Annotated in this window: 13 protein-coding genes; 4 read left to right on the forward strand and 9 right to left on the reverse strand. The window is 29.7% G+C overall.

What is annotated here, in order from left to right; translation table 11 throughout:
- From PKV21_05830 to mgtE, 4 genes are all read right to left on the reverse strand, one after another.
- Nucleotides 1–319, reverse strand: a 319-nt coding sequence (locus PKV21_05830; GenBank protein ID HOM27008.1) for a glycosyl transferase, incomplete at its 3' end; no start/stop codon positions are given.
- A gap of 193 nt (nucleotides 320–512) precedes the next feature.
- Entirely contained in the window at nucleotides 513–2,816 is a 2,304-nt protein-coding gene (locus PKV21_05835) for a DUF5060 domain-containing protein (GenBank protein ID HOM27009.1), read from the reverse strand.
- The gene (locus PKV21_05840) at nucleotides 2,816–3,829 is read right to left on the reverse strand and encodes a Gfo/Idh/MocA family oxidoreductase (protein ID HOM27010.1); all 1,014 of its coding nucleotides are present in this window, start codon (nucleotides 3,827–3,829) and stop codon (nucleotides 2,816–2,818) included. Before PKV21_05840 ends, PKV21_05835 begins: the two co-directional genes overlap by 1 nt.
- A 78-nt stretch (nucleotides 3,830–3,907) precedes the next feature.
- Nucleotides 3,908–5,281, reverse strand: a complete 1,374-nt coding sequence (mgtE, locus tag PKV21_05845; protein ID HOM27011.1) for a magnesium transporter — start codon at nucleotides 5,279–5,281, stop codon at nucleotides 3,908–3,910.
- Nucleotides 5,282–5,361: 80 nt separating this feature from the next.
- On the opposite strand from mgtE, the gene uvrB reads away from it, so the two are divergent.
- Genes uvrB through PKV21_05865 form a run of 4 tightly spaced genes read left to right on the forward strand, consistent with a single transcriptional unit; the run spans nucleotide 5,362 to nucleotide 10,181 of the window.
- Nucleotides 5,362–7,365, forward strand: a complete 2,004-nt coding sequence (uvrB, locus tag PKV21_05850; GenBank protein HOM27012.1) for an excinuclease ABC subunit UvrB — start codon at nucleotides 5,362–5,364, stop codon at nucleotides 7,363–7,365.
- Entirely contained in the window at nucleotides 7,366–8,469 is a 1,104-nt protein-coding gene (locus PKV21_05855; GenBank protein HOM27013.1) for a hypothetical protein, read from the forward strand.
- The gene (locus tag PKV21_05860; protein HOM27014.1) at nucleotides 8,466–9,365 is read left to right on the forward strand and encodes a HEAT repeat domain-containing protein; all 900 of its coding nucleotides are present in this window, start codon (nucleotides 8,466–8,468) and stop codon (nucleotides 9,363–9,365) included. Before PKV21_05855 ends, PKV21_05860 begins: the two co-directional genes overlap by 4 nt.
- Before the next feature lie 39 nt (nucleotides 9,366–9,404).
- Nucleotides 9,405–10,181: a M55 family metallopeptidase gene (locus PKV21_05865; protein ID HOM27015.1), complete on the forward strand. Its 777-nt coding sequence runs from the start codon at nucleotides 9,405–9,407 to the stop codon at nucleotides 10,179–10,181.
- Nucleotides 10,182–10,222: 41 nt separating this feature from the next.
- On the opposite strand, the gene PKV21_05870 is transcribed toward PKV21_05865, so the two are convergent.
- The 5 genes from PKV21_05870 to acsC form a co-directional block, all read right to left on the reverse strand.
- Nucleotides 10,223–10,792, reverse strand: a complete 570-nt coding sequence (locus PKV21_05870) for a 5-formyltetrahydrofolate cyclo-ligase (protein ID HOM27016.1) — start codon at nucleotides 10,790–10,792, stop codon at nucleotides 10,223–10,225.
- Nucleotides 10,728–12,098: a replication-associated recombination protein A gene (locus PKV21_05875; protein HOM27017.1), complete on the reverse strand. Its 1,371-nt coding sequence runs from the start codon at nucleotides 12,096–12,098 to the stop codon at nucleotides 10,728–10,730. The genes PKV21_05870 and PKV21_05875 overlap by 65 nt, the downstream gene beginning before the upstream one ends.
- A gap of 1 nt (nucleotide 12,099) precedes the next feature.
- Nucleotides 12,100–12,663, reverse strand: coding sequence for a DUF3786 domain-containing protein (locus PKV21_05880; protein ID HOM27018.1), 564 nt, complete (start codon nucleotides 12,661–12,663; stop codon nucleotides 12,100–12,102).
- A 1-nt stretch (nucleotide 12,664) separates the two neighbouring features.
- The gene (locus PKV21_05885; protein ID HOM27019.1) at nucleotides 12,665–13,540 is read right to left on the reverse strand and encodes a dihydropteroate synthase; all 876 of its coding nucleotides are present in this window, start codon (nucleotides 13,538–13,540) and stop codon (nucleotides 12,665–12,667) included.
- Between the two features lie 15 nt (nucleotides 13,541–13,555).
- Nucleotides 13,556–14,377: acetyl-CoA decarbonylase/synthase complex subunit gamma (gene acsC / locus PKV21_05890; GenBank protein HOM27020.1), on the reverse strand; the 822-nt coding region annotated here is incomplete at its 5' end.

Here is a 14,377-nt window from a genome sequence, read left to right on the forward strand (position 1 = left end):
TTTTTAAACCAAAATTCAGTGCTTTTCCTTTTGTTTTGGGTTTAAAATCAGGAACTTCAATTATTCTCCAGTGAGAAGGCATTTTATAATTTTTTAAATATTCTTTTATTTCAAGGTCATCCTCTTCAATCAGAAGTATTATATCAAGTTTATCTTTTGGATAATCTATATTTTCCATTGCCATATACAGTTGATTAAAAATTTCCTTTTCTTTATATATTGGTAATAGAATAGTATAAAGAGGCCATTCTCTATTTGAAATAATTTCAATTTCATTTATTTTTATTTCCTTATTTCTAATAAGCCCTCTAAAGACCAAAAATAATTTGTGGATGCAGATGATAAAATAAATTGTAGAGAAGAAATAAAAAAAAGTATATGTTTTAAAGAAAAAATGAGAATAAAGGAGATAAAAAGTTCCGCAAAAAAATAAAAAAATGAAAATTTTTTGCCACCATATAAGTTTAATGTAAGCGTTTTCTTCAGGCAAAAGAAATTCAAATTTCAGAAAATTATTCTCCATAAAAATTCACTTTCAATGCAATCCATTTTTTAAAAGGAGGTATTTCAACTTTTAAATTTCCTTTTTCATCACTCAAAATTTCTTTCTCATCAATTTTACCTTTTTCAGGGTCATAAAATTCTACTTTGAATTTACCTGTTCTTTTATCTTTTAAAAAGCATATCATATTATTATATTCAGGAAAATCTCTTCTTTCAACATTCCTTATAACACTATAATCATACAGGAAAACACTTGAAAAAAATCTGTTTCCAGTTGCTACTGTAAAAATTTGGTTTTTCCCCGCTCCATCAATGATAACATTTTCTGACTCAAGGGGAAATTTCAACCTGTCAACACCTTTTGTGTATTCTGAAAAGATTTTATAAATGTAATAAAGATTAAATTCATCTATGAACCTGTGCCACCACAAAAGGGGAGTTCCTGCAAAGGGCAAATGGAAAGAAAACCACAATCCCATTATTATATCTCTTTTTAAATTTTCAAAACTGCTTCCCATAGGTGTTCCGCCATACTCTGAAATAAATGTCGGTTTTTTAAAGATAGAATTAAAGTTGTATATACTTCTAAAAAAAGTTGGAAGATTTGTTTGGGAAAAATTATAATATCCATTTGTTATGGTGTAATCAATAATATCTGACAGAATTTTATTATTTACAAGAATTGTGTAATGTGCGGTAACCATATGTTGAAAAGGGTCTATTTCTTTCAAATATTCTTTCATCTCTTTATACCATTCTGTTATTTCATCTCTAAGATAAAAATTATGAAACGCACCGATAAGATTTATTTCATTTATAATTTCCCAGGAAAAAATATAAGGAGAATACCCCCATCTTGCAACAATATATCTTAATTTATTTTTTGTAAATTTTTTTGCCCTTTCATCAGTGAAAAATTCATTCGGACTTTTTAAAAATCCACCATTTTTTATATTATAAGGATTATCCTGCCATTCCTGGTCACACCATGTACTTAACTGCCCATGATTTATAATTACAAGTTGGACATAAATATCGTTAAGTTCTGCAAATTCAATAACTTTATCCATTTTCCACGCATTTCTTAAATTATAATAACTAACTCCTCTATATCCGGGCCTATTTTCTTTCCATTCAAGTGCAGCAAACCATGAAGCCATCCAGACCTCTGTGAAATTAATTCCATTTTCTTTCATCTTTTTAAAAATATTCTCATAATAAAATGTTCCACTATCAGAATCTACTCTCTTTCCCATTAACTGTGCATATCTCTCATCTGTTGGAGAACGAATATTAAAACCAATCGGATAAAAAAATTCACCGCTTTTATATGAAAAAAATCTATTATCTATATTGCTTACCTTTACAAATTTGTTTTTTGTATCACAGGGTTCAACTATAAAATAATTAATATCAGTTGTTACTTCTTTATCATATTCTCTAATCTTAACATAAAACTTGTATCTTCCTGGTTTTTCAGGAGTAAATCTTATCTTCCAGTAAAGATATCCAACAGGAGTTAAAACTTCTTCTCCATTTTCTAAAGACCTCTCATATTCCTGATAATAAAACCCAGGAACAACAAAAGTATTATTTTCAGGGTCTATAAAAACACCATCAATACTTATTTCCTCTGGGTCAAAAGGATTGGAATATTTCTGCGGTAGAAAAAAAGAAATTTCAAATTTTTCAAATTGTAAGAGTTTTTTTTTACTTATAGAAATCTCAGGGAATACTTTAAAACTTCCTTTTATCTCATCAATGTAAATTGAACCTGTAAATTTAGTATTCAAAAATATCTTTATACCAATTTTTCTTATATTACATATTGTTTTCTCTGACCAGGGTTGAGGATGTCCTACATTTTCCCAGAAAGTACTTCCAGGTTCAACATTAATAGTTATCTTATTCCACTGTTCCTTTTTTAAAATAAAAAGAGGTGTTTGATACCATAACCATTCATTATCCTGTAAGAAAAAACATATTTTTATATCCTCAGGTGCACTGGCAGGAATGTAAATATTAAAAATTATGTTTTTATATATTGAAAGGTCTTTAAAAAACTCTTTTTCAGCAGAACCTTCACCAGAATCATCAATTTTAAAAACTAAAGACCGTTTCCCACTTAAAGATTTCTCATCTGAAAAAGTTATGTCCTTTATACAGTTATTTTTTATTGGAGTAATTTTCCAGATTTGAATATCTTCCTCAAAATCAAAAAATATATCTTCTTTTTTAACAGAGCCTGTTGAAGAGTACTGAGAAAATATAAAACTTGATAAAATAAAAAAAATTAATAAAAATTTTTTCATTACAGTTCTATTTCCCCTCCTTTTAAAGCAGATTCTTTTTCTTTCAAAACTATTTCAAGAGAATTCCTTGCATCTTCAGGTGTAACAACCTGAAACGGTTTATTATGTATTATATGGTCAACAAAATATCTGAGTTCATAAAAATAACCACCAAGGTCATCTATATTTCCTTCCACTCCATTTGCTTTTATTTTTTCAAAACTCGGCCTTTCAACTTTTCCAGATAATTCATAAACAGTTACAGTAGGTTTTTTATTAGAACTGAAATCAATTGTTGCCTTTTCAAATTTTGCTGTAAAACTCATTTCAAACTGAAAACTTGGAGGAAAATCAAAACCACCTTCTATTTCAGCAATCAATCCATTTTTAAATGTAAATATTGTAAAAACATGTGCATCAAGTCCATTTTTTTTAGCAATTTTAGAATAAATTTTTTGTGGTTTTTCATTGACAAGATAAAGTAAATAATCGGTATCATGAATATGTAAATCAATTAAAGCACCACCTGATTTCTCCTGGTCTAAAAGCCAGTCCTGCCAGCCCCATGTAGGAAGGGGAGAAACTCTTCTCATTGAAATTGTTAATAATTTTCCATATTTCCCACTCTCATAAATATCTTTTAAATACTTATATTCTGACCAAAACCTTATAACCTGTGCAACAGCAAATCTAACTTTATTTCTCTCACAAGTTTTTATCATTTCATCTGCATCTTCTACTGTTAAAGCAATTGGTTTTTCACATATCACATCTTTTCCTGCTTCTGCTGCTTTTATAACATATTCTTTATGTAAGAATGTTGGTAGACATATATCAATTAAAGTTATATCTTCTTTTTTTATTAGTTGTTCCGGGTCAAAATAAGGTATTGTTTTAAATTTTGTGGCAAGTGATTTTGCTTTATCTCCTCTTATGTCTGCAATTCCAGCAATTCTTACATCGGGCAGTTGTGAATAACAGAGAGCATGCATATTTCCCATAAAACCAGCGCCTATTATACCTACTCTCACCATTTTTTTTCCTCCTTTTTATCTGCTTTATTTAGACAACTTTTTTACTAATTCAGTTTAGTTTTCTTTTGGTATTAATTATTATTTTAACATTATCATCGCAATAGTTAAATATATACCTGTTCCAAGAATATCGGCAAGAGTTGTAATTAATGGAGCACTCGCTGTTGCAGGGTCTTTTTTCAATTTTGTAAAAATAAAAGGTAATGCCATTCCCATTAAACATCCTGCAATAACATTTACGACCATTGATACAACCACCACTTTACAGATACTCAATCCTCCTCTTATAATGCCCATAAAAGAAATACCAAGTCCCATTGTTAAACCAAGCATTAATGCAACCAAAATTTCTCTTCCAAACATCTTTAACCAGTCCTTCATCCTAATTTTTCCGAGTGCCATTGACCTTATAATTAAAGTAGCTGACTGACTTCCTGCGTTTCCTGCTGTATCAACAAGAACCGGTAAAAAAGTAACAAGAACAATATATTTTGCTATAGTATCCTCAAATCTTTTAATTATTCCCCCTGTAAACAAATCCATAAAAAGTAAAAAAATAAGCCATGTAACCCTGCTCTTATATAAATTTTTAATCGGTGTTTTCAAAAGGTCTGTTATCAATTCAACACCTGCTGTTTCAGGAGTTATAGCAAACATTTTCGTCATATCCTCTGTGTGCTCCTGTTCAACTACATTTAGAACATCATCAACAGTAACTATTCCAAGCAGAACTCCATCTTCATCTATAACAGGTAAAACAATAAGGTCATACTTTCTCATTAAATTTGATGCTTCTTCCTGATCTTTATTCGCTTCAATTGCAATAAAATTAAAATCCATTATTTTTTCCACTGTTTCATTCGGCTCAGAAAGTATGAGTTTAGCCAGTGAAATATCATCCAGCAATTTCCAGTTTTCATCAACGACATAAACAACATTGATTGTTTCTGCCTGTTTACCAAATTCTCTTATATAAGAAAATGCTTTTTCAATTGTCCAGTCCTTTTTTATAGCAACATAATCTGGTGTCATCAACCTACCAACACTGTTTTCAGGATATCCAAGAAGTTGTAATGCTTCTTTTCTATCTGCAGGTGATAATAAATTGAGTAATCTCTGAGTAACCTTCCCGGGCAATTCTTCAAATAAATCAGTTCTTTCATCAGGAGGCAATTCTGAAAGAATATTCTTTATATGTTCATCTGTTAATTTTGAAATTAAATTTTCTTTTACAATGGGATTTACTTCATCAAAAACTTCTGCAGATAATTTTTTAGGGAGGAGACGAAATACTATAATCCTGCATTCTTCATCAAGTTCTTCAATAAGTTCAGCAATATCAGGAGAAGGCCATTCAACAAGTGCTTCTTTTAAATTATACCAGTCCTTATTTTCTATCAGTTCAATTATTTCATTCTTCAGCAATGTTTTTACAAATTTTTCATCTGCCATTTATATTTCCTCTTCAACCTTTTAATTTTAGTTTTTAGATTTATAAAAGTCAATTTTAGTTTTTAAGGTATAATTAATATATGGAAAAATTTAATCTTGTATCAAATTTTAAGCCATCAGGAGACCAGCCAAAAGCAATTGAAAAACTTGTGAAAAATCTTGAAAAAAGAGAAAAACATCAAATTTTACTTGGAGTTACAGGAAGTGGAAAAACATTTACAATGGCAAATGTTATTGCTGCTGTCAATAAACCTACTCTTGTAATTTCTCACAATAAAACACTTGCAGCCCAGTTATACAGTGAATTCAGGGAGTTTTTTCCTGAAAATAAAGTGAGATATTTTGTAAGTTATTATAATTACTACCAGCCAGAAGCATATATACCTGAAACAGATACATATATTGAAAAAGATGCATCAATTAACGAGGATATCGACCGGCTCCGTCTGGCTGCAACAAGTGCAATTTTATCAAGCAGAGATGTAATTATTGTAGCAAGTGTTTCCTGTATTTATCCAATTGGTAGTCCTGAAGACCATAAAGCAATGATGTTACATTTGTCCAAAAATCAGATAATAAATAGAAGATATATAATAGAAAGGCTTATTGAAATTCAGTATGAGAGAAACGATTTTGATTTAACAAGGGGAAAATTCAGAGTAAGAGGAAATACAATTGAAATAATACCTTCTTATGAAGAAATAGGAGTTAGAATATGGATTATTGGAGATAAAGTTGTGAAAATTCAGAGGTTTGAACCACTGACAGGAAATGTAATATCAGAAGAGGAAGAAATTTATATTTATCCAGCAAAACATTTTGTAACTCCAAAAGATAAACTTGAAAGAGCAATTGAATCAATAAAAAAAGAACTTGAAGAGAGGGTTGAATATTTCAAAAAAAATGGAAAACTCCTTGAGGCAGAAAGACTTGAAACAAGAACAAATTATGACCTTGAAATGTTATCAGAGGTTGGTTACTGTCATGGAATTGAAAATTATAGTAGACATCTTGCAGGAAGATTACCTGGTGAAAGACCCGAAGTTTTGCTTGATTATTTTCCGAAAGATTATTTAATTTTTATAGATGAATCACATGTTACAGTTCCTCAAATAAGAGGAATGTATTGTGGAGACAGATCAAGAAAAGAAACACTTGTTGAATTTGGATTTAGATTACCTTCAGCCCTTGATAACAGACCTTTAAAATTTGAAGAGTTTGAAAAAATGGTAAATCAGGTTATATATGTTTCAGCAACACCTGGTAAATATGAATTAAAAAAATGCGGGGTTGAAAGAATTGGAGAACCATCACCTTTAATAGCAGAACAAATAATAAGACCAACAGGACTTGTAGACCCGCCAATAATTGTAAAACCAACAGCAAATCAGATAAATGATTTAATAGGAAGGATAAAAGAAAGAGTCAGTAAAAATCAAAGAGTTCTTGTTATAACAATAAGTAAACATCTTGCAGAAGAAATTGCTGATTATTTAAAGGAATTTAATATAAAGGTTCAATATATACATTATGAAATAGACACACTTGAAAGAGTTGAAATCTTAAAGGGTTTAAGAGAAGCGAAGTTTGACGTTCTTGTTGGAATAAATCTTTTGAGAGAAGGACTTGATTTACCAGAGGTTTCCCTTGTTGCAATTCTTGATGCTGATAAAGAGGGTTTTTTAAGAAGTGAAACAGCACTGATTCAGATATCAGGAAGGGCTGCAAGAAGTTTAGATGGAGAAGTAATAATGTATGCTGACAAAATAACTGATGCAATGAAATCTGCAATAGATGAGACAGAAAGAAGAAGAAAACTACAGATGGAATACAACATGACTCACAATATAACTCCAAAATCAATTGAAAAGCCAATATATAAAAGTTTAGTTGAAATTCTTGGAGGGAAAAGTAGAATAAAAGAAAAAGAAGAAAAATTGAAGGAAGAAGAGTATTATGGAAAAGATTTAGTAAAAATTATAAAACAACTTGAAAGAAAGATGATGGCAGCGGCAAAATCACTTGATTTTGAAACAGCAATTTATTACAGGGATAAAATAAAAAAACTTAAAGAGGAAAAATAGATGGACATAGGAAATATGATTAAAAAAATGGTAGAAAAGGTTGAAAGTTATAGTGAAAAAATAAAAGAAAATAAAAGAAAGCAGGAAAGTGTCTGGAATAACAAAAAAACTGAAATTCCAATTATAACAGGTAAAATTGACAATGAAGTTAAAAATTATCCCGATTTTAACATGAAGGAATCATTTTACGACCCTGAAAAAATGTTATATATGCAACTTAAAGGTATAGTTAATATCGTCTCCTCTTATTCAGATGCATGCCCTTCTGTAAGATTTAATTTTGGAACAGGTTTTATTCCTTCAATTTTTGGACTTGAATCAGAAATATTTGAAGATAAAATGCCATGGCTGAAAAAACATCTTTCAAAAGAAGAAATTAAAAGATTAAAATTTGATGACTTTGAAAATATTGAAGAAATGGGTCTTATGAAAAAAATTCCAGTTTATCTGAAAACTTATAAAAAATATCTCTCTAAAAATATAAAAATTTATTTGCCCGATACACAGGGACCATTTGATATTGCACATCTTATAAGAGGGGATGAAATTTTTACAGATATTTATGATGATTTTGAATTCTTTAAATACATACTTGAAATTTCCACATATATTTATATAAAAGCAACTGAAAAGTTAAAAAATTTAATTGGAGAAAATATTACAGAAAGTTATCACAGTGGTTCTTATTATATAAAAAATGGAGGTATAAGAATATGTGAGGACTCAACAACACTTGTCTCTCCAAAACATCTGGAGGTTATTTTAACTTACACTCAAAAATGTTTAAAATACTTTGGAGGCGGATGGATTCATTTTTGTGGAAAAGCAGAACACCTATTTGATTTAGTGATTGAAATTCCAGAGGTCTCGAGTATAAACTTTGGGAATCCTGAAAAGTATGATTTTAAATATGTTTTTAAAAAGTTGAATGAAAAAAATAAAGTTTATCTTGGCAGTATTCCAAGAGAAAAAGATGAAGAATGGAAAAAATATCTTAAAAGGGTTTATGAAATGTGTGAAGGAAAAAATTTAATATTTTCACCAACATTAAGAGAAAATGAAAAAATAGAAGAAATTTATGAATACTGGGGTTCACTGCAATGAGCGGGCTTTTTAAAATTTCAAAACCAGACCCTCTGGAATATGAAAAAAGAGGAGATTTTAAAGGACTTATAAAGTTGTTGAATTATAAGGATGACCCTTATATAAGATGGAAATCAGCAGAAATTCTTGGAAAATATAAAGTCAGAGAAGCAGTCCCTTATCTTATAAAAAAAATTGATGACCCTGAATGGCGTGTTAGAGCAAAAATAATAGAGGCACTCGGGATTATAGGTGATCAATCATCAATTGAACCATTACTCAGGCATATAAAAGATGAATATCCTGAAGTCAGATGTTCAGTATGTTATGCACTTGGCAGATTGAAAGATAAAAGAGCCACTATAAAATTAATTGAATTAATAAAAGATAAAAATAGATTTGTTCAGAAAGCAGCAATAGAAGCAATTGGAGAAATAGGTGATGAAAGTGCATTTGATGAATTGATAAAAATAGCAAGAAATAAACCACCTGAGATAAAAGTTCTGATTGCAGAAACACTTGGAAAAATAGGAAAAAATCTGGTAAAAAGGATGATAAATTTACTTGAAAAAACTGAAGATAAAGATATAAAATGGATAATAATAAAAGCACTCGGTGATATAGGAAATAAAGAAGCAGGGCCTATTTTGACGAAAAACCTTAAAGATATTAGTTATGAAATAAGGGAAGTATCAGCTGAGAGTTTAGGAAAAATAAAATATGAGGATGCAGTTGATATTTTAATTGAAATGTTGAATGATAATGAATGGGTGGTGAGAAAAAAAGTTATTGAAGCACTTGAAAAAATAGGAAATAAAAAGGCGCTTCCATATCTTTATGAACTGGAAAAAATAGAAAAAGTAGAAGATGTCAGAGTAAAAATAAGAGAAACAATAAAAACCCTTAATACACAATAAGTCCCAAAGGACACCTACGAGGTGGGAAAGGAGGGAAATATGAAAATTTATATTGTAACAGATTTGGAAGGAGCAACAGGTGTATTTAAATTCTCACAAACAAGAGAAAGAGGTCCTGAGTTTTATGAAGCAATGAAATTTTTAATGGGAGATATTGCAGCGGTGTGTGAGGGATTAAAAGAAGCAGGAGTAAAAGAAATTTATGTTATTGACGGTCATGATGGAGGAAACAATTTTATTCCGGAATTGATGATACCGGGCGTTCGTTATATAACTGGACGTCCAAGACCAGGGGTTTTTTACGGACTTGATGAAACCTTTGATGGAGTAATTCTTCTTGGTTATCATGCAATGAATGGAACTCCTGACGGTGTTTTAAATCATACACAGAGTTCAATTGCCGAATTAAAATATTACTATGATGGAATTGAGAGAGGAGAAATCTATCAATCAGCAGTTATTGCCGGCCATTTTAATGTTCCTGTTATACTTGTAACTGGAGATGAAGCAGCATGCAGAGAAGCAAAAAAAACACTTGGAGAAAATTTACCAACTGTTGCAGTGAAAAAGGGAATAAGTAGAGAGGCAGCAATTTTAATACCTCCAGAAGAAACAAAAATTTTACTGAAAGAGGGTGCAAAAAAAGCAATAAAGATGCTACCTAAACTTAAACCATATAAGATAAAATTACCTGTAAAATTAAAAATAAGAAAAATTGGGCCTGAAGGCACAAGTCCTGATAACCCATATTTTACAGAAAAAGAAGTCATTGTTAAAAGTGCTCTTGATATAATAACAGGCAGTAAAAACCCTTGATACACAATAAGCCCCAAAGGACACCTACGAGGTGGGAGAGGTTAGGTAATTATTCTTTTTTCAGTTATTATTATGTCTATTTTTATATCATTTTCATCAACTGGTAATTTCTCATCAAAAATCTGAAATTCAAAAGCAAGAGATATTTTTTTTGTTTCTGAAGGAATATTTTTCAAAAATCTATCGTAAAATCCACCTCCCATCCCAATTCTGTTTTTATAAATATCAAACACAACCCCTGGAACAATTACTATATCTATATTTTCAATTTCTACTGGTCTTAAAAATTTTGGTCCTGGGATCCCCTTTATTTCAATAATTTCTTCAGTTGACTTAATTTCAGAAGGTATTAAAATTTTGTTTTTCCAGTTAATATAAGGAAGACAAATAATTTTTTTATCTTCAATTCCTTTTTTTATAATCAGGTCTGTCCTTACTTCCCTATCAAAATGATAATATGTGAAAATTACCTTTGAATTTTTGTAAAAATCACTTAATAGAAACTTTTGCTGTATTTTAAAACTCTTTTCTTCCCAATCCTTAAATTCAAGTATCTCCCTTTCCTTTCTTATCTCCTTCCTTATTTCTGCCTTCTTTTGTTTTTGATTCATTTTTAAGTTTTTCAATATCTTCAAGAAATTTTTTTATCTTACTTTCATATCCAATATCCAGTGGAAAATAGAATTTTTTAGTTCCTTCTCTATATTTTTGAATAACATAGTGAGAAGGATAATCATGAGGATACTTATAACCAATCCCTCTGCCAAGTTTTTCTGCTCCTTTATATCCAGTACCTTTAAGATGGTCAGGTACCTCTTCTACTTTTTCACTTTCAACTTCTTTCATTGCTTCTTCAATTGCAAGATATGAAGAATTACATTTTGGAGATGTTGAAAGATATATAACTGTTTGAGCAAGGATAATTTTTGCTTCTGGCATACCAACAACCTCTACTGCTTGATAACATGAATTTGCAAGGATAAGTGCCTGAGGGTCTGCATTCCCAATATCTTCAGAAGCAAAAATCAACATTCTTCTTGCTATAAATCTTGGGTCTTCACCACTTACAAGCATTTTTGCAAGATAATATAAAGCACTGTCAGGATCAGACCCTCTCATACTTTTTATAAAAGCAGAGATTGTGTCATAATGTGCATCATGTTTTCTATCATAGATAAAATATTTATCAACAAATTCTTTAACTTTATTCAAATCAATTATAATATAACCATCTTTCTCAATTTCAGAAGTTAAAATGCAAAATTCAAAAGTATTCAATGCTTTTCTTGCATCTCCCTGACTTTTTTTGCCTATAAATTCAATTGCCTCTTTCGTTATTTTTATCTTATAATTCCCAAGTCCTTTTTTACTTCTTAATGCCCTTTTAATTATTTCTTCTATTTCTTCTTCGCTCAAAGGTTTAAATTCAAATACAAGTGATCTTGAAAGTAAAGGTGTATTTATATAAAAATAAGGATTGTGGATTGTTGCACAGATTAAAGTAATTGTCCCTTCCTCTACATCTTTAAGTAATGCATCCTGTTGAAGTTTATTAAAATGTGAAATCTCATCAAGAAATAAAATTGTTCCCCTCTTTTCCAATCTTTGCCTTTCCCTTGCTTCTTTTAATACTTCCCTTACATCAGAAACTGTTGCTGTAACCGCATTTAAAGAAACAAATTTCTTCTTTGTCATATTTGCTATTATCATTGCAAGTGCAGTTTTACCACAACCAGGTGGCCCATAAAAAACAAGAGAAGGAATTCTATCACTTTCAATTATTTTTCTCAATGGTTTTCCTTCGTCAAGCAAATGTTTTTGTCCAACAAAGTCCTCAAGTTTTTCAGGCCTAACTCTTATGGAAAGTGGTAAATTTTCAAATTTTTTTTCTACTTCAGATTTAAAAAGTCCGTTCATTTTAGGTTATTTTTGAAACAATAATTTCTCCAATAATTGCAATGTCTTCTATCTCAAAAATTTCAGAAGTTGTCTTGTTAAATAAAATTCTTAAGTCCGCTGGAAATTCGTCATCTTCCGGAATTAAATCAAAAATAAAAAACACATCAGAAAATATATTGAATTTAACTGAAAAATCATTAAATCTTTCTGCTCCTATTTCTATACTTTTTCCTACAAATTTTTCTGGTTCTTTTCCATATTTTTTAATTAAAGGCAAATAAATCCTTGAATAAATAGATGGAAAGTAAAAATTACCTTCTGGTAAACTTTTAAATGTAATTAATTCATCGCTTTTTTTATAAGGGAATTTGCATAAATAACGAAGGATTATAACTTTTTCTTTATCATTAATATCTTTGTTAAACTTCATAGATAAGATGTCTATTTTTATTACTTGATTAAGATAGGTCAATTCAATTTCGTTTTCTCCATAAATAAAATCTTCTTTTAATTTCTTTTTTTTTATTAGTCCTTTCAGTTCCTCAAAATATTTATTAATAAGTTCAGTATAGGTTTCTGTCATTTTAAAGTTTTAAATATGAGTCAGAATAAATTGATTTTCCAAGAAGGATATTAACTGTTTTTACATAATTTCTTTTTTCTTCATTTAAACCAGTTAAATCAATCTCTTCATCCATTGCTTTCCATATAAGATTTTTAATATCATCTCTTTCTCCTCTCACAAGTGAAATCAGTTCTTTATCATAGGCATCAACAATTGCACTATTCATTCCATATTTCCAAAGCATAACAAGATATGTTCTATTTATAAGACCTCTTAACTCATTCAAAGCACCATTTGAAACATTTGAAAGACCACATGTTGAATTACAATCAGAAAACAAATCATTAAACATCTTCATAAATTCAATAACACTTACAACTTGTTCCTGTTGAAATCTTACTGGTAAAACTATTGGGTCAAAATATACCTTATCATGAGAAATTTCATATTCATCAATTTTAGCCAAAAAATTTGCTGCTATTGCTCCTCTTTCATTCTCATCCCTTGGCATTCCTTCTTTTCCAAGTAAAAGTCCTATAAATTTACAATTATATTTTTTAACAAGTGGTAAAAGTTCATCCATCCTTTCTTCTGTTGCCTGTATTGAGTTTATAATTGCTTTTTCTCCTTCCATTTCAAGACCAACTTTCAATGCCTCAATATTTGTTGTGTCAAGTGATAATGGTAAATCACATACTTCTCTTACTGTTTTTATAATCCATTCCATTAAGAATGGACCGTCTTTTCTTGCAGGACCTATATTTAAATCAAGATAGTCCATTCCATTATTTTTGCTTTCAATTGCTACCTTCTGAATTATTTCTTTTTTTCTCTCATTTATTGCACCTTTAATTTTTTTGTTCATAATGTTTATATTTTCACCTATCAGAAACATTTTTACCTCCTAATTTTAAATTTCAACATTTTTCAGAAATGACGGAATATGTGCTGCTTCTCTTGGACCAAGTAAAATCTTCCAATCAGGTAGTTCTTCTTCAAGTTCTCCATAAATCTGTGCAACAACCCCAGGAATAATTAAAACTTTTTTATTTAATCTTTCACCAATTTTTGTCTTCTTCACAAGATTTGCTATTGTTTCTGCATTAAACTTATCAGCAGCCCATGAGGTTAAAACTGAAAGACCTTCTGTATCCTGAATTAACAAATATGCTGGTATTCTTGAATTTTCTATTTCTCCAGAAACAATAAAGTAAGTTAGTGAAAAATTTGTAGTAACAAAGACAGGAGAATTTTCATCTGGTTTTCCTATTTCATATATTCCTTCAGGAGTTGTTAATGGTCTTTGAGGGTCAGTGAATATATTCAATCTTTCAATTAGCAGAGGAAATAGGACTTCCCCTCTTAATTTTGAAAGTAAAACTATACTTCCATATTTAGCAATAAAAATAGAAGCATAAACACCTTCTTTTAAATAATCATCGGTAAGGAAGGATGGAATTGTCAAAATTGGATATCCAAATTCTTTAATTTTTTTTAAAATAGCACCTCTTCTGATAAATATAACATTCTTAAAAAGGTCTGATATTTCATTATTTGAAGGAAATATTATAATTTCTTCTATGCCTTTATCCTGTAAGGTTTTCACATTGCTTGTTATTTCTTCTATTGTCTCTCCTCTAACAATCACTGGAAGATTAAATTCTTTCGCAATATTTAAAATCTCCTCTGAAATTTTTTCAGAAAAAATAATGGGTCTTACATCTTTGCATAT

The organism is bacterium (assembly GCA_035371905.1).
Classification (GTDB): domain Bacteria; phylum Ratteibacteria; class UBA8468; order B48-G9; family JAFGKM01; genus JAMWDI01.